This is a genomic window from Nonomuraea sp. 10N515B (assembly GCF_052245915.1).
Taxonomy (GTDB): Bacteria; Actinomycetota; Actinomycetes; order Streptosporangiales; family Streptosporangiaceae; genus Nonomuraea.
Genome location: NZ_JBQQBQ010000027.1, coordinates 15,612 through 34,189 on the forward strand (window position 1 = coordinate 15,612; position 18,578 = coordinate 34,189).

18 protein-coding genes and 1 pseudogene are annotated in these 18,578 nt (G+C 69.5%); 12 read left to right on the forward strand and 7 right to left on the reverse strand.

All coding sequences use genetic code 11. The features are described 5' to 3' along the window. Positions 1-84: 84 nt before the first annotated feature. Complete coding sequence (locus ACTWQA_RS33015; RefSeq protein ID WP_443162905.1) at positions 85-1,284, reverse strand: hypothetical protein; 1,200 nt, start codon at positions 1,282-1,284, stop codon at positions 85-87. 1,378 nt (positions 1,285-2,662) lie between these two features. Between ACTWQA_RS33015 and ACTWQA_RS33020 the strand changes: the two genes are divergently transcribed. Next, positions 2,663-2,914, forward strand: a complete 252-nt coding sequence (locus tag ACTWQA_RS33020; RefSeq protein WP_443162906.1) for a hypothetical protein — start codon at positions 2,663-2,665, stop codon at positions 2,912-2,914. 234 nt (positions 2,915-3,148) lie between these two features. Here ACTWQA_RS33020 and ACTWQA_RS33025 read toward each other — a convergent pair whose 3' ends face one another. Continuing rightward, on the reverse strand, positions 3,149-3,499 hold the full coding sequence (locus ACTWQA_RS33025; RefSeq protein ID WP_443162907.1) for a DUF6247 family protein: 351 nt from the start codon (positions 3,497-3,499) through the stop codon (positions 3,149-3,151). Between the two features lie 227 nt (positions 3,500-3,726). Beyond that, a complete protein-coding gene (locus ACTWQA_RS33030; RefSeq protein WP_443162908.1) occupies positions 3,727-4,764 on the reverse strand; it encodes a tyrosine-type recombinase/integrase in 1,038 nt (345 codons plus the stop codon). Between the two features lie 150 nt (positions 4,765-4,914). On the opposite strand from ACTWQA_RS33030, the gene ACTWQA_RS33035 reads away from it, so the two are divergent. Next, a complete protein-coding gene (locus ACTWQA_RS33035; RefSeq protein ID WP_443162909.1) occupies positions 4,915-6,012 on the forward strand; it encodes a hypothetical protein in 1,098 nt (365 codons plus the stop codon). Positions 6,013-6,150: 138 nt separating this feature from the next. On the opposite strand, the gene ACTWQA_RS33040 is transcribed toward ACTWQA_RS33035, so the two are convergent. Beyond that, on the reverse strand, positions 6,151-6,753 hold the full coding sequence (locus ACTWQA_RS33040; RefSeq protein WP_443162910.1) for a transposase: 603 nt from the start codon (positions 6,751-6,753) through the stop codon (positions 6,151-6,153). Positions 6,754-6,895: 142 nt separating this feature from the next. On the opposite strand from ACTWQA_RS33040, the gene ACTWQA_RS33045 reads away from it, so the two are divergent. Together ACTWQA_RS33045 and ACTWQA_RS33050 are read left to right on the forward strand one after the other, a co-directional pair. Beyond that, positions 6,896-7,132: a hypothetical protein gene (locus ACTWQA_RS33045; RefSeq protein ID WP_443162911.1), complete on the forward strand. Its 237-nt coding sequence runs from the start codon at positions 6,896-6,898 to the stop codon at positions 7,130-7,132. 51 nt (positions 7,133-7,183) lie between these two features. Then, complete coding sequence (locus ACTWQA_RS33050; protein WP_443162912.1) at positions 7,184-7,576, forward strand: family 1 glycosylhydrolase; 393 nt, start codon at positions 7,184-7,186, stop codon at positions 7,574-7,576. Here the strand turns inward: ACTWQA_RS33050 and ACTWQA_RS33055 are convergent, their stop codons facing one another. Then, positions 7,577-8,116, reverse strand: a complete 540-nt coding sequence (locus tag ACTWQA_RS33055) for a helix-turn-helix domain-containing protein (protein ID WP_443162913.1) — start codon at positions 8,114-8,116, stop codon at positions 7,577-7,579. Positions 8,117-8,228: 112 nt separating this feature from the next. On the opposite strand from ACTWQA_RS33055, the gene ACTWQA_RS33060 reads away from it, so the two are divergent. The 4 genes from ACTWQA_RS33060 (at position 8,229) to ACTWQA_RS33075 (ending at position 11,904) form a co-directional block, all read left to right on the forward strand. Beyond that, positions 8,229-9,068, forward strand: a complete 840-nt coding sequence (locus tag ACTWQA_RS33060) for an EamA family transporter (protein ID WP_443162914.1) — start codon at positions 8,229-8,231, stop codon at positions 9,066-9,068. A gap of 47 nt (positions 9,069-9,115) precedes the next feature. Further along, positions 9,116-9,763 carry an FMN-binding negative transcriptional regulator gene (locus ACTWQA_RS33065; protein WP_443162915.1) on the forward strand — a complete coding sequence of 216 codons (648 nt, stop codon included), beginning with the start codon at positions 9,116-9,118 and terminating at the stop codon, positions 9,761-9,763. A gap of 45 nt (positions 9,764-9,808) precedes the next feature. After that, on the forward strand, positions 9,809-10,516 hold the full coding sequence (locus ACTWQA_RS33070; RefSeq protein ID WP_443162916.1) for a B3/B4 domain-containing protein: 708 nt from the start codon (positions 9,809-9,811) through the stop codon (positions 10,514-10,516). A gap of 152 nt (positions 10,517-10,668) precedes the next feature. Continuing rightward, on the forward strand, positions 10,669-11,904 hold the full coding sequence (locus tag ACTWQA_RS33075; protein ID WP_443162917.1) for a trans-sulfuration enzyme family protein: 1,236 nt from the start codon (positions 10,669-10,671) through the stop codon (positions 11,902-11,904). A gap of 142 nt (positions 11,905-12,046) precedes the next feature. On the opposite strand, the pseudogene ACTWQA_RS33080 reads toward ACTWQA_RS33075, so the two are convergent. Next, a pseudogene (locus tag ACTWQA_RS33080) lies at positions 12,047-12,371 on the reverse strand (cytochrome P450); the annotation flags it as partial. Between ACTWQA_RS33080 and ACTWQA_RS33085 the strand changes: the two are divergent. Further along, complete coding sequence (locus ACTWQA_RS33085; RefSeq protein ID WP_443162918.1) at positions 12,340-12,960, forward strand: TetR-like C-terminal domain-containing protein; 621 nt, start codon at positions 12,340-12,342, stop codon at positions 12,958-12,960. The pseudogene ACTWQA_RS33080 and the gene ACTWQA_RS33085 overlap by 32 nt on opposite strands. On the opposite strand, the gene ACTWQA_RS33090 is transcribed toward ACTWQA_RS33085, so the two are convergent. Then, on the reverse strand, positions 12,930-13,919 hold the full coding sequence (locus ACTWQA_RS33090) for a LacI family DNA-binding transcriptional regulator (RefSeq protein ID WP_443162919.1): 990 nt from the start codon (positions 13,917-13,919) through the stop codon (positions 12,930-12,932). The genes ACTWQA_RS33085 and ACTWQA_RS33090 overlap by 31 nt on opposite strands. A gap of 121 nt (positions 13,920-14,040) precedes the next feature. On the opposite strand from ACTWQA_RS33090, the gene ACTWQA_RS33095 reads away from it, so the two are divergent. From ACTWQA_RS33095 to ACTWQA_RS33105, 3 genes are read left to right on the forward strand one after another with little or no spacing between them, the layout of a single operon-like run. Beyond that, a complete protein-coding gene (locus tag ACTWQA_RS33095) occupies positions 14,041-15,306 on the forward strand; it encodes an MFS transporter (RefSeq protein ID WP_443162920.1) in 1,266 nt (421 codons plus the stop codon). Beyond that, positions 15,303-17,819, forward strand: a complete 2,517-nt coding sequence (locus ACTWQA_RS33100; RefSeq protein WP_443162921.1) for a family 78 glycoside hydrolase catalytic domain — start codon at positions 15,303-15,305, stop codon at positions 17,817-17,819. Before ACTWQA_RS33095 ends, ACTWQA_RS33100 begins: the two co-directional genes overlap by 4 nt. Further along, positions 17,816-18,577 (forward strand): SDR family NAD(P)-dependent oxidoreductase, encoded by a 762-nt coding sequence (locus ACTWQA_RS33105; RefSeq protein WP_443162922.1) that lies wholly within the window; start codon positions 17,816-17,818, stop codon positions 18,575-18,577. Before ACTWQA_RS33100 ends, ACTWQA_RS33105 begins: the two co-directional genes overlap by 4 nt. Position 18,578 lies beyond the last annotated feature (1 nt).

Consider the following 18,578-nt stretch of genomic DNA (forward strand, 5'->3'; position numbering starts at 1 on the left):
AGGATATCGGCGTGCCCGGCATGCCTGCCGGTTGATCGCAGAGTTCTTAACGGTATTACCCGAGTCCGGGGCCCGGTTGGAGGGTCAACCCGCACGCAACTCTGCGGCGACCGCCCGTTCCCGCAGCTGAGCCGCCTCGGCTCGGGCCGCCTCCAGTTCGGCCCGCAGGTCCTCGAGCCGTACCCGCTCCAGCCGCAGCTCCGCCCGCGCCTGATCACGCTCCTTGACCGCGGCATCGGCGCGGTTCCTCTCCCGCGTCATGAGCTTTCGTTCCCGGCTCAGCGCGGTCGCGGCCTCCGCCTCGACCTCAGCCGCCCGTCTCGTCAACCGCGCGGCCTCGGCCGCCGCCCTCTCGGCCTCCTGCAGTGCCACCGCCCGATCGCGCCCGGCCTCCGCCGCGGCCCGCTCGGCCGCGACCGCCCGTTCCACGGCGCGTTCCCGCTCCTGCGCCGCCGCCTCCTCCCGGGCTCGGGCCGCGATCACGTCCCGTTCGGCCTGCTCATGGGCCCGCACGGCCGTCGCCGTGTCTGCCCGGGCGCGATCCGTCTCCGCCCGTGCCCGGCCGGCCTCCTCCTGCGCCTGCATGACCTGCGCCCGCGCCTCCGCAGCCTCCCGGTCAGCCAGCTCCACCCGTTCGGCCAGCTCCTGCACGGCCTGATCCCTGGCCCGTTCGGTCAGCTCAACCTGGTGTGCCGCCTCCTTGGCACGCTGCTCGGCCGCATCCGCGCGCCGCTGCGCCTCCTCGGCCGTCTGCAGGGCTTGCCGTTCGGTGCTGGCGGCCTCCCGCAATGCCGCCAGCGCCTGCTCGCGCGCCCGCTCGGCGTCGTGGAGCGCCGTCTCCCGCTCGTTTTCCGCCTCCTCGAGCTTGGCCCGCATCTCGGTCGTCTGCCTGCGGGCGTGCTCGGCGGCCTCGCGTGCCAGCCGTACCTGCTCGAACGCCTGCTCCCGCTCGGTACGCGCGATCGCCACCCGTGTGTGCGCCTCCGCCTGCACGGCACTGAGCTTGGCCTCCACCCCCGCGGGGCTCAGCTCGTCGGCAAGGGCGCGCGCCAGAGGTTCGATGGCCGACGCCAGCCCGCTCTCCATGCGGTCATACAGCTGCTCGGCCCTGGCCAGCGCGCCCTCCAGACCTGGCGTGGCGCGCCGGAGCTCCCGCTCCCGCTTGGCGGCCGCCTGACAATCCTTTTCGGGACAGTACGCCTTGGGCCGACCCCGGCCCCGTCGTTGCTCGATCGGCGCCCCGCAATGCTTGCACGGCGTCACCACACTGGTCTCCGCAGTCACAACAGGAGCCTACCATTTTTGATTTTCTAGAAAATACAAATTGAAAAATGTGGCTTGTTGCGTCCCTCCTGACGCAAGACAACTTGCGAGAAGGCAGGATTCCCGCAAGTTAGTCCGAGCGGCCTTCGCCTGTGTGCGAATCCGCAGCGGGATGTCTGGGACCCGCCACTTAAATTTCTTGGGCGTTCGTCACAGGGTTTCAGCGCATTGGTCACATGTGCGAATCTGCAGCGGGATGTCAGTAAGAATCTGCATAGCGTGGGACCCGCCACTTAAATTTCTTGGGCGTTCGTCACAGGGTTTCAGCGCATTGGTCGCATGATTGCACCGCTCAGATCGTGACAAAGTAACTCACAGTGGTTGTTTCTGCCCTGCATGATCTTCGCGTCTGCGATCTCGCGTCTGCCTGAGCTGGCCGTGACGCTGACCCCTAAGCGCGGCCGCGAACCGTCGGTCAGCTGAATCTCGCCATGCGCGACGTGGACGGGGCCTGAACTGTCGTCTGATGGACCTTCTGCCCGTCTCCAGGGCTGCTGGCCAGTGCAATAGACGTGACCAATTCCATTGAAATCGGGATGACCAACGATGCCCCGACCAGCGCTTTCGTCACGTGATTGCAGTGGTTGGTCATCACGGCTGCAGTTGAATCTGCCACCGTATCGCTGGGAGGACGGCCGGGACTGGTGCGGAGTGGTCGTGCCGGCTGAACGATTGCTGTTGCGTGGACGTGTGAGCCCCGGGAGCGCCTCTGCTTGCACGCGCCCTGGGGCACCGCTGTGTTGTGCGCGCAGCGCCTCACCAGTGCGGAAAGTAATCGCCATGCAACGCCAAGTGGCTTGACGAGCCTTTCCAGCGCGCTGGTAGCGTTCATTTCGATTCCCCTACCTGCTTCGGTGGGTAGGTGCGGGCCCCGCCTACCGGCGGGGCCTTTGCGTTACCACCCCCTGGTGGGCCGGCATCTCTGCCGAGACGCTCCACCTGCCCCATCTCTCCGCGGTGCTGTCCTCCGGCTCGCCAGAAGCGGTCCAGCTACGCTGGCCTGGTGACTGAGCATCGGCAACCTTTCGGCGCAGATCAGAGTCCCGTCCCGTGCGGCGACGTGGTCGCGCTGGTGGACCCGCTCGGCGAGCACCGGCGGCTGCTGGTCAGCGCTCCGTGGCGGCACTGCCAGGGCCCGGTGAGAACGTTTCCTGGCCGTGTCCGGGCTTCCAGACCATGAACAGCAACTGCTACGGGAGCGTTACCGCTGGGACGACAGCCAGGCCTGACGTGGCAGACGGCGCCTGGTGGGGACTGGACGAGCGCGTGATCTACACGGGCGATGATGTGGCTGAGGCGATTCGGTGGCTTAGTTGAAGATCGAATGTAGGAGGCCGGGATGCGGGGCACACTGACGCGACAGGTCGAGGAGTATCTCCGGCCGTACGGCATGTTCCAGCTCCCGGACACACCCGGGCAGGCGATCACTACCAAGCGCGGCGGCACGATCTACCTCGATGAGCGTGATGGCGCGTTCTCCACACGCATTGTGCGCCGCGATGGCTCGGCTGTGGAGGACGTCCGGCCCGTTGCCGATCCCGGCGAGCTGGCGATTGCGATCCGTTCCCTGGCGTTCAAGGCACGAGCCTGATCGGCCTGTGATCAACGGCCCGCGACCACAGGCGAGGGCTTGTCCAGGCGATGGCCGTGCCCCGAGGGGAGGGGGCGTCACGGCCATGCACCCACAAGACCTCAGGTGACTATGGCGGCACTCGCTGTCGCGCTCTCGTACGGTGGCGCCCCGGCTCCGCCTGCAGGTGCACGTCCAGAGCCGTGTTCCGTCCGCGTGCCACCAGGGCGGTCGCGCGCTCAGGCGCCTGAGGGATCATGAGCGTTCGCCGTCCGGCGTGGGCGTCTCCCGGCGGGAGGCCCGCCTCGCGAGCACCTCCTCCAGCGGGATGCCGGGGATCTCCTCGCCGCGCTCGATCTTGCGTTGGATGTCGTCGACCGTGTCCCACAGCCGCTGCCGGTCCTCGGGGTCCTGCAGGCTGACGTACGCGGTGATCCACCAGGTCTGGGTGAATTCCTCGACTCCGCGCCAGTCGCCGGCGGCTCGGGCCTGCTCAACGACCGCCGGGAGCCCGGCGTCGAAGCCCTCCCGATCGCGCGGATGAGACAGAGCCGCGCGGATCGCCGGCAGTGTCTTGTCCGGCCTTGGCTCCGGTGCGATGATCACTGCTTTGGCCTCCTCGCCGATCGGTTCGCGCGAAGGCAGGTTAGCGCCCGGTCGGGAGATTTCCCGTTCGGGGGCGGCCTGGTCAAGCGGACGCCTTCGTCGGGCGGAGACAGGATGAGCGCGTTGCAGGATGAGCATGGCTGCGGGCGGTTGACCTGCGGCTGGCGTGGCGGACATGCGGGACAGCATGGCGGGGCGCGGGCCGGGCGTGCACGAGGCGGATCGGGTCAGAGACCGACGTTGCGCATGGCGTTGTCGCGCCAGCGGTCCACGGCCCGGATGTAGCGCAGGACGACGGGTGAGGCGGGGGCCCAGCGGCCGTGTTTGGCGATGACGGCGACGGGGACGCCGGCGGCGTAGGCGACGGTGGCGCCGCCGGCGCGCAGGCTGTGCGCGGTGACGGCGTGGGCGTACGGGACGTCGGCGCGGACGGCGAGGTCGCGGACGATGACGTTGACGGCGTCGGCGCCGAGGGAGGGGCCGACGGTGCCGTGCCGGTTGATGCGGCGTAGCAGCCGTCCGGTGGTGTGTCCGGCCTGGTCGAGCACGTGCAGCCAGTCGCGCCAGGCGGCGACCGGGTCGGTGAGTGGGTGGCTGCCGCGGGGGATGGCGATGGTCTCGCCGGCCGAGTCCTTGTCGGTCTTGGAGGTGCGGATGGTGACCTCCAGGCCGTCGGCGACCTCGCGCACGTCCTCGCGGGTGAGGGCGACGAGCTCGCTGCGGCGGCCCATCAGCGCCAGCCCGAGCACCCGCACCAGCCGGTCCCGCCGCCCGATCGGGGTGGCCAGGTCGCAGGCGCCGACCATGGCGCGCAGCGCGTTGATGGTGATGGGCGGGGCCTCGCGCTGGCCGCGGCCGCCGTCCTCGGCGCGCCGGCGCTTGTAGGCGCGCAGGGCGAGCCGGGCGGCCTCGGTGGCGGGCTGATGGGTGTGGCCGGACAGGCGGTGCATGGTGCGCACGGCGGCGAGGGCCTGTTCGATGCTGGCCGGGGCCTGTCCGGCGGCGCACAGCTGGGCGGTGTATTCGGCCAGGGTGGCGCCGGTGGCGGGCAGCGCGAGGCGGCCCTGGGTGGTGCACCAGGCGGTGAAGGCGGCCCATTGGCGGGCGTAGGCGCGGCGGGTGTTGGCGGGCACGCCGTCGGCGATGAGGCGCCGGGTGTCGGCGCTGAGCGCGTGGTCGGCGGCGGTGTGCGCGCCGGCATTTTCTGGAGTCCCGGAAATCAGCGGCCGCTCCCCCGCTGCCGGCAGCCGCCCACCCTCACCCATGCCCGCTTTGTTCCCTTTCCGGGAGTGTCCGCGTGATCGCTGCTGACCCGCGATAACGCAGATTATCACGGGCCAGACGTGACCGTAGATGCGTTTGCGAACGATCGGAATCACTGCGTTCAAACGCTGCGAACGATAAGGTGTGGCGGCATGACCTATGATCCACAAGCGCCAGCGGACGACGTGCCGGCCGAGACAGGCGTCGGCAGCACTACCGAGCCGGAGCCGCGGTGCGCCGGCCCCGGCTGCGCCAACACACTGCCCGGCCGCAGCAGCCGCGCCAAATACTGCAGCGACGCCTGTCGCGCCGCCGCCTACCGTGCCCGCACCACCTCCCACGCCGCCCCCGTCGCCAACACCTTGCTGCGCGCCCAGGACCTGCTCGTCCCGCTGCTGGCCGCTGGCGAGCAATGGCAAGCCGCCCAAGACGCGCTGCGCGCGCAGCTCGCCGAGCTCAGCACCGGCGCGCTTGCCCAGGTCGAGGCCGCCGAACAGGCCGCCGAAGAGGCCCGCGCCGCCGCCGCGGCCGCCGAACAGCGCGCCGTGACCGCTGCCAACACCGCCGCCGCCCAGGTCACCGCTGTCCAGCATGCCCTGGCGCAGGCCGAGGCGGCGCGCGACCGTGCCGAAGAACGCGAACAAGAGGCCTGGCGCCAAGTCGGTGAACACCACAGCGCCCGCGCCCAGGCCGAGCAGGCCGCCGCCGACGCCGACGCCGGGCAGCGCCAGGCCGAACGCGACCGCGACGCGGCCCAGCAGCAGGCCGCCCAGCTCACCGAACTGCACACCGCCGCGACGGCCAGCATCACCATGTTGCAGGAGGAGGCCGCCGACTGGCAGCGCGAGCTCGCCGAACTACACCACCGGGTGCAGGCGCAGGAGACCCGGGCGCGCGCGGTCGAGCAGGAGCGTGACCGGGCCGTGGGCGCCGCTGCGGCGCACGCCCAGGAGGTCGAGCGGCTCCGCCAGGCGCTGGCCGACGCCCAGCAGGGGCGCGAGCAGGCGGTCACCGCGGCGGCTGTCGCCGACCGGGCGCGAGCAGCCGCCGATCAGGCCAGGGCTGCTGCCGTCGGCGAGGCCGAACGGCTGCGCGGTGAGCTCGCCGATCTCGCGGCCGCGTTGAAAGTCGCCCAGCAGCAACGTGAAGAGGCCGCCACTGCCGCGGCCGTGGCCCGGGCTCTGTTGCGGGAGCAGGATCCCGCCGTTCATTCCAATACTCCTGGCCCGGCTCCCCTGGCAGCCGAGTAAGCCTTACCGGCATGGCTGGAGCCGTGGGCGGAGCGGAAGTTGGAGCCGGGCTGGCAGTTCGGTGTCGCCCGCCATCCTCCCCGCTCGAAAGCATCCATAGCTTGACTCTGTCGGGAATCTTGGGATGAGGCCTCGAGGTCAGCCGCAGGCGGCCCGCCAGGACTTCTGGCGAGAGATTCCGCGCTGGTCGAGGAAGTTCTGGAACGCGGTTGGTGGCCGGGATGGGGGTGCGTCGTCGGCTGATGACAGGCCGCTGAGACGCTCGATGTTCACGGCGATGGCCGTAAGCACGTGCTGTAAGTGAGCCTTCGGCTGTCCCCCGTACCGGCAGCGTCGCATGCCGTGTCCGTGAGCGAGCTCGTTGACGGTGCTCTCCACTCCGGAGCGAATCGCGTAGCGGGCTTGCCAGACGGGCGTTTGCTGCTCGGCCCGGGCGCGGACTTGCAGGTCGCGGAGTTCTCGCGGAGGGAAGCCCACGTTCCGGGAGCTTTCTCGAAAGGTGGTGCACTGGGCGCGGGCCGGGCAGGGCTGGCACTGTCCCTTGGTGAACCGTGCCACGATCAGTGGGGCCGCGGTGGGCGAGGATGTCGGGTTGGGGCCATGCCAGCCCGCGCTGATCTGGCCCTCGGGGCATGTCACCTGGCGGCGGTCGAAGTCGATGTGGAAGCCGTCCCGGCCGAAGCCTTCGTTCCTGCGGATGCTGGCGGTGGGATTGCCCGGCAGCGGACCGGTGACCGTCACCTGGTGTTCCCGGGCACCTTCCTCCAGGTGGACCAGGGAGGTGTAGCCGCCATCGACCAGGTGCTCGGCGGGCAGTAAGCCGCGGCGGGAGAGCCGAGCCAGCTGCGGCGGGTCGCCGAAGGGAAGGAGTACCAGTTCGTCGGTGCTCTGCTCGACGCCGAGATTGGGGAGCCCTCATCGCCGCTCACCGCGCCGTCGCGCCCTCGTACGCGAGGCGACCGCCGCCAAGGTGGGGTGGACGGTCGCCAACCAGGCGCTGGTCCCCGCCCCGGGCGGTGAGAGCAAGCACGCCGAGGAGCAGAACATCTGGGAGGACATGTACCTCGAGCCCGCACGCGAAGCAGCCCGTCGACGAGAACGGTATCGTTCCGCACCCTGAGCATCCGGACAACACCATCATGGGCTGGGCCTACCGGCCGGACGCCCTCACATGGCTGTGCGGCACACCCATGAGGTCGTCGGCGACGTCCCGCTCCTCGTCACCGAGAACGGGTTCGCAACGAGCGATGACCAGCGCCGGATCGCCTACACCGGCGAGGCCTTGCGGCATCTGCGCGACGCGATGGACGACGGCATAGACGTCCGCGGCTACCTGCGCTGGAGCCTGCTCGACAACTTCGAGTGGGACGGAAGAGGACAGAGCCACTGGTTGGACACACCCGTACAGTCAGGCCCGTCAGGGGTCAGCGGACCTGATCAGCGCTTTTCCAACTCAGCTGGCGAGGGTGTCAGCCTTGAGGTGGCGATGGCACCGCTGCGGTCTTTGTGCGCTGCGCAAGTCAGGTTGTGGCAACGGGGCCGGGCGGCAGGTGGACCGTCATGATCATGCTGCAGGTTTCGGTGCCCAAGCCGCGGTAGGTGTGCGGGGCGTCGCCGTTGAACGTGGCGGTCTGTCCGGCTTCGCGGCGTGTTCGGTGCCGTCGACGACCAGGGTCATCCGGCCGGAGATGACGCTGACGGTTTCCACGACTCCGGCCTGGTGGGGCTGACTCAGGTACTCCTCGTCCGGTTCCAGTCGCCAGCGCCAGACCTCGACTGGGGCCGGGCCTGAGGTCGTCAGCATGAGCCGGGCCTCGCTTCCCCGTTCTCCGGTCCACAGTGGTGCCACGGCGTCGGCGGCCACGACGCGGACGCGGCCTTCGGCCGGTCCCTGCATCAGGGCGGACACCGAAATGCCGAGGGTGTCGGCCAGCCGGACCAAGGTGGCCAGGTTGGGATTGCCCTGCGCCTTCTCCAAAGCGACCAGAGCTCCCTTGCTGACCTGGGCGCGCCGGCTTAGCTCCTCCAGTGACAGGCCCGCACGGGTACGGGCTGCCCTGACGTTGTGCGCGACCGTCCGCAGGGCTGCGGCCGTCTCGGCCATCTGATCACCATCCTTGCGACTAGACCACTCTAGTGCGCCGTGCGGTCGGTTGATTAACACTCATCGGTCAGTCTACTGTACCTTTTGGTCGTTCCGATGGACGAAGGGAAATGTGTTGATCGCTCTGCTGCTGGCCCTTGGCAGCTCACTCGCCTACGGATGCGCCGATTTCCTCGGCGGCCTCGGCGCCCGTAAAGCTCATGTGCTGCGCACCGTGATGATCGCGGCCCCGGCCAGCCTCGCCGTCGAGGTGCTGCTGTGGCCGTTGCTCGGCGCCTCGTTCAGCCCTGCGACCCTCGGCTGGGGTGCCGCCTCGGGGATCGCCTCGGCCGCCGCGTTCGCCCTGCTCTATCGCACCCTGGCGATCGGACCGATGAACGTGCTGTCGCCCGTGACCGCGCTGGTGTCCGCCGCCCTGCCCGTCGGCGTGGGTCTGGTGCAGGGCGAGCACGTGGCCGCGGCCGGATTGGTGGGGCTGCCGCTCGCGCTGGTGGCAGTGGTGCTGGTCAGTGCCGGTCACGGCGCGGGCTCGGCGCGCCCCTCACGCGTGGCGTTGCTGCTGGCATTCGGTGCGGGCACCGCCATCGCCCTTCAGCTGATCTTCTTGCACCAGGCGCCGTCCGACAGCGGGGTGGCTCCGCTGATCATAGGCCGGGCGGTCTCCTCGGCCCTCACCCTGGCCGCGGTGGGGCTGATGCACCGCAAGCTGGGCTCCGAGCGGCCCGCGTACGCGATGTCGGCGGCCGCAGGTGTGCTGGACTCGGTGGCGAACCTGCTGTTCCTGTTCGCCGCCCGCAGCGGGGACCTTGCCGTGGTCGCCGTGATCGTCGCCCTCTACCCGGCTGGCACGGTCCTGCTCGCCCGCGGCGTGCTCGCCGAACGCATCCACCGCGGCCAGCTCGTCGGACTGGGCGCCGCCGCCGTCGCCGTGAGCCTCCTCGCCTTGACCTGAGCAGGCCGGCAGTCCACCACACCGCCGAACACCGTAAGGAGAAAAGCATGTTCATCCAGCCCTGGGATGCCAGCCTGGAGGACGCCGAATGGCACACCTGGATCGCAGAAGGTCACGACTTCGGACAGCTGAGCGTCAACGGCCTGCCCGGCCAGCCGCCCATCGTCGTCCCCACCCACTTCACCTGCGACGGATCCCACCTCCTCATCCACCTCGCCCTGCCGAACCCGGTCTGGAAGGCGATCGAGCACGACCCGAACGTCGTCTTCACCGTGATCGGCGACTATGCCTTTATCCCCGGCCCCTGGCGCGCCAAGGCCGGCGCCCCGCCCCACGACGGTGTCCCCACCAGCTACTACACGGCCGTCCAGTTCACCTGCCGCGCCGGCATCGTCGACGACCCCGAGGCGAAGGCAGAGCTGCTGCGCCACCAGCTCGCCTACTTCCAGCCCGACGGCGACCACGCCCCCGTCGCCGTCGACCAGCCTCCTTACGGCCGGATGTTGCCCGGCATCCGCGGCCTGCGTCTGGAGGTCACCGACGTGGTGGCCAAGTTCAAATACGACGACCACAAACCCGTCGAGCTCCGCTCGGCCGTCGCCGATCACCTCACCGTCCGCGGCCAGGGTCTGGATATGCCCACCGCGCGCCAGCAGCGCCGACGGCTGGACCGCATCGGCCCCTGGAAGCCCTGATTCTCACCACCCGTCCGCCCGCTCGCAGGAAACGAAACTCCGCCTATGCCTGTCTTCCGCCTCAGCCCTGCTGTCGCAGCCGCCTTCCCCGACACCATGATCGCCCTGGTTGCCGCTGCGGGCCTGCGCGGCCGCGAGTCCTGGCCCCACACCGCCGCCGCCCTGGAGGACCTGGAGCAACAGCTCGCGGGCGGCATCTGGCAGCCCGCCGATGAGACCGACCGCCGCATCGAGGCCTGGCACACCGCCTACCGCTCCTTCGGCACCAACCCCCGCCGCATCCGCCCTAGCGTCGACGCGCTCGGCCGCCGCCTCGCCAAGAAGGGAACCCTGCCGCGCATCAACCCGGCCGTCGACTCCTACAACGCTGTCTCGGTCCGGCACGGGCTGCCCGCCGGCGCCTTCGACCTGGACCAGGTCACCGGCGACGTCGTCATCCGCCACGCGGACGGCACCGAGTCCTTCACCCCGCTCGGCGAACCCGGCATCGTCGAGAACCCCAGGCCCGGCGAGATCGTCTACGCGGACACCACCGGCGTCCTGACCCGCCACTGGAACCACCGCGACGCCCATCGCACCCGCGTCACCGAGGACTCCACACGCGTCGCCTTCGTCCTGGAAACCCTGCACGCCACCCGTGACGGCCACCTCCTCATGACCGCAGCGAAGGAACTGCAGGTCCTGCTCACCCCGCACACCGGCCAGACCGCCGTGCACTACCTCAGCCCCGCACAACCCCAGGCCACCGCCTGAGGTCCCCACCCGACCCGTGCCCGCCCTGGTCGGCGCGCCGGACACCGTGGCCCACAAGGTCGCGCTACGTCCGCCATGCATGCCCCCTCCCCACCCCATTTTTTGCCCTATGACATTCGATGCGATATCGGCGACGAAAGGAACCACCGATCATGAGCACAGCACCCCACGCGCCGGACACTCCTCGACCCGATAAACACGACCCGTCCACTCTCGCGTTCGCCACACAGTCCGTGCACGCCGGCAACACTGTCGACGAGGGAACCGGTGCCGTGCGGACACCGCTGGTGATGGCCAACTCGTACCTGCTGCCGGACGACCCGTCGACAATGGACTGGTCCTCGGCCGAAGGACTGGTCTACACCCGCAGCTCCGGCGCCAACCAAGTCCGTCTCCAGACAAAGCTCGCAGCGCTGGAGGGCGGCGAGGACGCCGTCGTCTTCGCCACGGGGGTGGCCGCGCTGCACGGCGTGTTCTTCACCCATCTGAAGTCGGGTGACCATGTGGTGGTCTCGGACGTGACGTACGAGGCCGTCTGGCGGCTCTTCAGCGAACTGCTTCCACAGAAGTACGGCATTCAGGCGACGTTCGTCGACGTCGGCGACCTCGACGCGGTCCGCCGCGCCGTCCGCCCGAACACCAAACTCGTCCACACGGAGACCATCGCCAACCCGACGACGAAGGTCGCCGACATCGCCGCGCTCGCCGACATCGCACATGCCGCCGGCGCCTTGCTGTCGGTCGATTCCACCTTCACCCCTCCGCCGCTCTACCGCCCCCTGCGCGATGGCGCCGATCTCGTCGTGCATTCACTGACGAAATACATCAACGGCCACGGCGACGCCATGGGCGGGGTCGTCATCGGGGCCGGCGATCTCGTCGGCCCGATCCGCGGTGACGCCATGGTCGAGGTCGGCGGAGTCATCTCGCCGTTCAACGCCTGGCTGATCATGCGCGGGTCCGTCACCCTGCCACTGCGGCTGCGTCAGCACTTCGCCTCGGCCGAGAAGGTCGCCGCCTTCCTGGAGGCCGACCCGCGGGTCGCGTTCGTCGCCTACCCGGGCCTGACCTCGCACCCGCAGCACCAGCTCGCCCGCCGCCAATTCGCCGGAGCCGGATACGGCGCCATGATGGCCTTCGCCGTGAACGGCGACCCGCACGCCCAGAACCGATTCGTCAACAGCCTGCGCATCATCACCTCCGCCGTGTCCCTCGGCCACGACGAATCCCTGATCGTCCACGTCGGCACCACCGGACGCGGCGGCAGCGAGCACTACCCCGAACCCTTCAGAAAGTACGGGCACCTGCGGCTGTCCGTCGGCCTGGAAGACGCGGACGATCTCATCGCCGACATCCGCGCCGCCCTCGATGCGACCTTCCCGTTCTGACCGGACGCGGCCACTATCCACCGCGGAGTCTGCCGACGCGGGCGCGTGGATGATCATGCATCTGTACAACGCGCAACGGCCATTCCACCACCGCGACCCCGGGGCCATCGGCCAGGCCCTGGTGGACGCCCGGATATCCGCCGGCCTCGATCTCGGCCTTGTCGTAGCGGGTGAGGTGGAGCAGGGTGTCGGACCAGCAGGAGAAGCAGTCGCGGTGCGCGGCAGCCACGCCGAGCATGTCGCAGATGACGTAGACCGGCAGCGGGAAGCCCCGGGGAGGCCTTGAGGTCGGCGGGGGCGCCGCGTTTGACCGTGTCGTCGATGAGGTCGTCGGCGATGCGGGCGATAACGGGGCGCAGGGCGTTCATGCGCTTGGCGGTGAGCCACTTGCCGACCAGACGCCGCCAATACTGGTGTTCCTCGCCGCTGTCGGGGATGATCGCCGCCATCTCGCTGGAGAACTGGCCATCACGAAAGAAGGCACCGGCGGGTGCGGCGCACCAGGTCGGCGCTGGCGCGCGCTCATCGAGTTGGTGGGCGAGCGGGAGCTATCCCGGATCAGCGTCTCCGACGTCGCCGAGGGCGCGGGGTGAGCCGCTCGGCCTTCTCCAACCACTACCGAGACGTGCACAAACTGGCCGAGGAAGCCCGCACTGGGATGATCGACGCTCTGATCGGCTCCCCTGCCTGCGCCCGCCGTCGGCTCAGCGGATCTCGTGCGGCAGTCGATCCAGCCGTCGTCGGCCTTTCTTCGCCAGCGTCGCCGAGCATGCGGGGCTCTACCGTTCGCTTCTTGGATCGCAGGGCAGCGCGTGTGTCGTTGACCACATCCGCGGGCGCATCGCCGAGGTCATCCACGGCCACCTGGTCGAGGCCGACGTCGGCGAGTGGCCCACAGGCGTACTACACGATGTCACGGCAGCCTTCACCGCAGGGGCGCTCATCGGTGTGACGGTCGACTGGCTCCAGCGCGGCTGGTCTCCGGCGGAGATGGCCGAGATGACCTGGCCGCTGCCGAATGCCCTCTACCGCGTCAACGAGGTCGAGGCACGGTGAATGATCTCCGGCTCCAGCGAGGCAGGTGACAGGCGCGGTGCGCGACCTGACAGGCTGCCCATGACCGCCTCGGCGAGGTGGCGGCCCACCTTCTCCAGGTCGAAGGCGACCGTGCTCAGGGGTGGGTCGCTGAACAGGGAGAGGGGGACGTTGTCGACTCCCATGACCGCCAGGTCGGCAGGGGCGGCGAGCCGAGCGTGGCGCATCCCCGCCAGGAGGGCGATCGCGACCTCGTCGTTGTAGGCGCAGACGGCGGTCACCGACTCGCGCCGCCACCGACGCGCTGCCCGTGCCATGGCCGCGATCTCCAGCTTGGTGTCGAGCGCGAGAGGTGGTTCGAGCCCAGCCTCGGAGCAGGCGTCGGCGACGCCACCCAGGCGCTCACCGGCGATCTTGCGGAGCTGCCGGTTCTCGGGCATGGCGTAGCCGAGGCGGCGGTGGCCGAGAGCGATGAGGTGCTCAGCCTGGAGGCGGCCGGTGCGGCGGATGGTGGGCTGTGCTTCCACCTCGGTGGTGAAGACGAGGTCGGCTCCCGCCCGGCGCAGGGCCGACGAGGTCTCCTCGTCGAACGGGTCGAGCCCAGCCACCACGGAGGCGTCGATCGCGGCACATACGTCGGGCAGCGAGGGCCCCGGAGTGCCCGCCAGGTGAGTGACCAGCGTGAGGCCGGCGTCGGCCAGCGCGGTGGCGAACTGCTCGACGAAGCGAGTGATGCCGGGGCCGATCGACAGGTGCGGGATGGAGAGCAGGACGATGTTGCTGCGCCCGGCGGCCAGCGACCGGGCTGAGCCGCGTGGGCGGTAGTCGAGCAGACGGACCGCAGCCAGGACCCGCTGCCTGGTCTCCTCGGGGATCGACTGGCCCGGCGTGTCGTTCAGCACGAAGCTCACGGTCGAGGGGGACACACCGGCGGCGCGGGCGACGTCGGCGACGGTGGCGCGCTTCGGAGGGCGGGTCATATCGGACATCGTAAGCGGTCATGTTGCGCAGTCGTTACTGGGAGATGTCTTGCGGGCGGTGCGGAAAGCAGCGTTAAGTTACTAACGCGCTTTAGTGATGAGCTGCCATGGAAGGCTTCCCATGAATTCACCCCCCTCGCTGGACCTCCGGCCCAAGCCCAAGGCCAAGGTCGGCTACGTCTTCTGGATGATGGCCGCCAACTTCGGCATCGCCATGGCCTATGTCGTGCCGCTGTCCTATTCGCTGGCCGTACGGATCGACGAGCTCGCTCCCGGCCGCGAAGAGGTGCTCGGCTACATCACGGGCACCGCCCAGGTCATCTACCTGGTGGTCAGCCCGTTGCTCGGCGTCTGGAGCGACCGCACCCGCAGCCGCTTCGGCCGCCGCCGCCCGTTCATGGCTGCCGGGCTGCTGCTGGGCATGGCCTCGTTGATCTTCATCGCCGTCGCGCCGAACCTGCTGCTCGTGGGCGCGGCCTGGATCCTGGCGATGCTGGGCTGGGCCAGCGCCTCGCAGGGCATCCTCAACGTGCAGGCCGACCGCATCCCCGAGGAGCAGCGTGGCAAGATCTCCGGCCTGACCGGAATGACCGGCCAGATCGCCCCGATCTTCGGCGTCGGCCTCGTCACCCCGTTCTCCGCCAACACCTTCCTCGTCTTCGTCCTGCCGGGCATCGTCGGCGCGCTGCTGTTGGGCGCCTTCCTCTTCCTGGGCAAGGAGGACGACTCGCGCCACGCCGAGCCGCTCGCGCCGGTCTCTGCGAAGACCCTGCTGTCCAGCTACGTCTTCGATCCGCGCAAATATCCAGACTTCGGGTGGAACTGGCTGGGCCGCCTGATCTTCTTCATGGGCCTGTACTTCAACACCACCTTCACCACCTTCTTCTACGCCCAGCGACTGGACCTGCCGGTGCGCGAGGTGGCGGGCACGGTGGCGATCATCGGTGTCCTGGGCGTCGTCGCGGCAGCGTTAGGCGCGGTCGGCGGCGGTTGGCTGTCGGACAAGACGGGCAGGCGGCGGCTCTTCGCTCTCATCGGCGCATCGTTCTTCGTCGCGGGAGGCATCGTCGAGGCGTTCGCTTTCTCCTTCCCGACGCTGCTGATCGGCTCGCTCCTGATGCAGCTCGCCATCGCCTTCTTCGGCGCAGTGGACGGCGCGATCGTGCTGGCCGTGCTGCCCAGCAAGGAGGAGGCGGGCCGCTACATGGCGGTGGTGGCCTTCGCGCACAAGCTGCCCAGCGCCATCGCGCCGCTCCTGGCGCCCTTCATCATCGCGATCGGGGCGAGCGGCGGCGAGAAGAACTACACGCTCCTCTACCTCGCCGGCGCGCTGCTCGCGCTGATCGGCGGACTCCTGGTGTTCACCCGAGTGAAGTCGGTGCGATGACCCGTCCTTACGACCTGCGTATCTCCGCCGGCGGCGACCAGTTCCCGGTCGCCGCCTCGCGGCCGTTCCTGTCCTGGAAATCCGGCGGGCAGGGGCCTTATAAGTTGCACTTTCGCATCGACGGATTCGAGCATTTTGCCACGTCGGAAGACCACCTGTTCGTCGAGTGGCCCGTGTCGCCGCTGCGCAGCCGCCAGCGGGTCGCGTGGCGGGTGCGTGGTTCCTCCGAGTGGTCGGAGTGGCACGAGTTCGAGGCGGGCCTGTTCGACGAAGACTGGGCGGCGCGCTGGATCTCGCCGCACGCCCAGGAGGGCGCCCAGGCGTTGTCCGGCTCGGTACGGCTGCGCGAGGGCATCACCGATGCCCGCCTCTACTCCACCGCTCTCGGCGTCTACGAAGCTTTCGTCAACGGCGAGCGGGTGGGCACGGCGGAGCTGTCACCCGGCTCCACCACCTACTCCGACACGTTGTATGCCCAGGCTGCCGATGTCACGGAGTTGCTGCGATCGGGTGACAACGACCTGGAGATACTGCTGTCGGCGGGCTGGTACCGAGGCTCCAACGGGACCTGGCGCAGGCGTGACGTGTGGGGGACGCTGACTGCGGCCCGCCTCCAGCTCCATGTCCGCTATGAGGACGGCACTGAAGAGGTGCACGGCACTGACGAGTCCTGGACCTCCCGCGGCAGTGCGATCGTCGCCGCCGACCTCATGGACGGCCAGATGACCGATTACTCGCGGGAAAGCGCTCAGCCGCACCCCGTCCAGGTGGATGCCGTCAGCGCGCCCCCGATCAGCTGGTCCCCGGCCCCTCCGGTGCGCCGGGTCGAGCAACGGGCGGTGGAAAGGGTCACAACGCTCCCGAACGGCTCGTGCACCGTGGACTTCGGTCAGAACGCCGCCGGCTGGATCAGCCTGACCGACCTCGGCCCGGCGGGCGTCCGTACCGTCATCGACTACGGCGAGCACTTGGACGCCGACGGCAACCTGACCACCTCCCACCTGGACAGCCGGCGGCACGGCGAGGATCCGATCCCCTTCGTCCAGCGTGACGAGGTCGTCTCCGCAGGCGAAGGCATCTTCGAGCCTCGCCACACCGTCCACGGTTTCCGCTACGCGCGCCTGTCGCGAACGGTTGACCCGACGAGCATCACGATGCAGGTCGTCCACACCGACCTCCGGTCCACTGCCACCTTCGCCTGCAGCGACGACGACCTCAACCGGCTCTGGGAGGCGGCCCGCTGGAGCTTCCGCGGCAACGCCGTGGACATCCCGACGGACTGCCCCACGCGCGAGCGGCTCGGCTGGACGGGCGACTACCAGATCTTCGCCCCCACGGCAGCGCTCCTGTTCGACGTGGACGGCTTCAGCCGCAAGTGGCTGCGCTCGGTCCGCGACGACCAGCTCCCCGACGGGCGGGTGGTCAACTCCTCGCCCGACCCCAACCGGCTCAAGACCCACCCCGACGTGATGGCCGACGCGATCACCGGCTCGGCGGGCTGGGGCGACGCCGTCGTGCTGGTCCCGTGGGTGCTCTACCAGACCTATGGCGACACCGAGGTGCTCGCCGAGAACTGGGAGGCCATGCGGCGGTGGGTCGACTGGGCCCTCGAAGCCGCCCGCACCGGAAGCCACCCGTCACGCGACAACAACGAGTACCTCTGGGACGGCTCCTTCCACTGGGGCGAATGGTGCGAGCCGGTCAACCCCTTCGCCGACGACCCCATCGCCTGGTACGCCGCCGACAAGGGCGAGGTCGGCACCGCCTATCTCTTCCGCTCACTCCGGACGTTGGCCGCCATCGCTGACGTGCTCGGAAAAATAACCGATTATCGCGAAAAATCCGAGCTTGTACGGCAGACGTGGCAAACCGAGTTCCTCGACGCCGAAGGCCGCACCAAAGCCGGCACCCAGGCCAGCTATGTCCGCGCCCTCGCCTTCGATCTCGTGCCGGAAGAGCTCCGCGAGAAGGCGGCCCGTCACCTCGTGGACCTGATCGGGGAAGCAGGCGGCCACCTCGGCACCGGCTTCCTGTCCACCGCCGACCTGCTCCCCGTGCTGGCCGACCACGGCCACGCAGACGTCGCCTACGACGTACTCTTCCAGCGCTCGTCCCCCTCCTGGCTGGGCATGCTCGACCGGGGCGCGACCACCATCTGGGAGGAATGGGACGGCGTCAGAGCGGACGGCACCGCCCACGCCTCGCTCAACCACTACAGCAAGGGTGCGGTCATCCGCTTCCTGCACACCCACACTCTCGGCCTACGCCAGCCCCCCGGCTCCATCGCCTGGGAGTCCTTCGAGGTCGCACCGGTGCCTCACCAAGAGATCACCTGGGCGAGGGGCACCTTTGACAGCCCGCAAGGCCTGATCGCCGTCGAGTGGCGTGTCGAGGAGGGCGAGGTGAACATCACCGTCGACGTGCCCGGCAACACCGAGGCACGGATCATCTTCCCGGACGGCAGCGTGCACCACGCCGGTCCGGGCCGCTTCACCGGAAGGAAACCCCTGTGATTGACGTCTCGAGCAAGAGCCTGTCCGAGTTGATCTCCCTGAAGGGCCGCCGGGCCGTCGTGACCGGTGGAGGCCGCGGCCTGGGGCGGGCCATCGCCGCCCGCCTGGCCGAGGCGGGCGCAGCCGTACTGATCGGTGATCTTGACGAGGAACTGGCGGTGACCGCCGCCAAGGAACTGGGCGGCATCGGCATGCGCATGGACGTCACCGACAGCGCATCGGTGGCCGCCGCAGCCGACCGGGCTCTGGCCGAGTGGGGCGGGCTCGACATCTGGGTGAACAACGCCGGCATCTTCCCCGCCGTGCCGCTGCTGGACATGACCGACGAGACCTGGGAGCAGGTCTTCGCGGTCAACACCCGTGGCACCTTCGTCGGCGCCCGCGAGGCGGCCCGGCGTATGGACGGCGGGGTGATCGTGAACATCATCTCTACCGCCGGTTTCCGGGGCAGCGCCCCCGGCCTGGCCGCTTACGTCGGCTCCAAGCACGCCGTCCGCGGCCTCACCCGCGAGCTGGCCCTCGAACTCGCTCCCAAGGGCATCCGGGTGCTCGGCGTCGCGCCCAGCTTCGTCCCGACCGAAGGTAACCTCGCGATGATGGGACCCGGCGTCAAGCCGACCGACCTGATGGCGACCAGTCCGATCGGCCGCATCGGCGTCCCGGACGACATCGCCCGCGTCGTGCTGTTCTGCGCCAGCGACCTGTCGGCTTTCATGACCGGCAGCACCCTGCTCGCCGACGGCGGCAGCACCGCCTGAG

Coding starts and splice junctions, on each gene's coding strand:
- ACTWQA_RS33075 (WP_443162917.1), top strand. CDS start 10,669: ATGAGCACAGCACCCCACGCGCCGGACACTCCTCGACCCGATAAACAC.
- ACTWQA_RS33035 (WP_443162909.1), top strand. CDS start 4,915: ATGACCTATGATCCACAAGCGCCAGCGGACGACGTGCCGGCCGAGACA.
- ACTWQA_RS33020 (WP_443162906.1), top strand. CDS start 2,663: ATGCGGGGCACACTGACGCGACAGGTCGAGGAGTATCTCCGGCCGTAC.
- ACTWQA_RS33100 (WP_443162921.1), top strand. CDS start 15,303: ATGACCCGTCCTTACGACCTGCGTATCTCCGCCGGCGGCGACCAGTTC.
- ACTWQA_RS33050 (WP_443162912.1), top strand. CDS start 7,184: ATGGCTGTGCGGCACACCCATGAGGTCGTCGGCGACGTCCCGCTCCTC.
- ACTWQA_RS33030 (WP_443162908.1), bottom strand. CDS start 4,764: ATGGGTGAGGGTGGGCGGCTGCCGGCAGCGGGGGAGCGGCCGCTGATT.
- ACTWQA_RS33090 (WP_443162919.1), bottom strand. CDS start 13,919: ATGACCCGCCCTCCGAAGCGCGCCACCGTCGCCGACGTCGCCCGCGCC.
- ACTWQA_RS33095 (WP_443162920.1), top strand. CDS start 14,041: ATGAATTCACCCCCCTCGCTGGACCTCCGGCCCAAGCCCAAGGCCAAG.
- ACTWQA_RS33070 (WP_443162916.1), top strand. CDS start 9,809: ATGCCTGTCTTCCGCCTCAGCCCTGCTGTCGCAGCCGCCTTCCCCGAC.
- ACTWQA_RS33065 (WP_443162915.1), top strand. CDS start 9,116: ATGTTCATCCAGCCCTGGGATGCCAGCCTGGAGGACGCCGAATGGCAC.
- ACTWQA_RS33085 (WP_443162918.1), top strand. CDS start 12,340: ATGATCGCCGCCATCTCGCTGGAGAACTGGCCATCACGAAAGAAGGCA.
- ACTWQA_RS33055 (WP_443162913.1), bottom strand. CDS start 8,116: ATGGCCGAGACGGCCGCAGCCCTGCGGACGGTCGCGCACAACGTCAGG.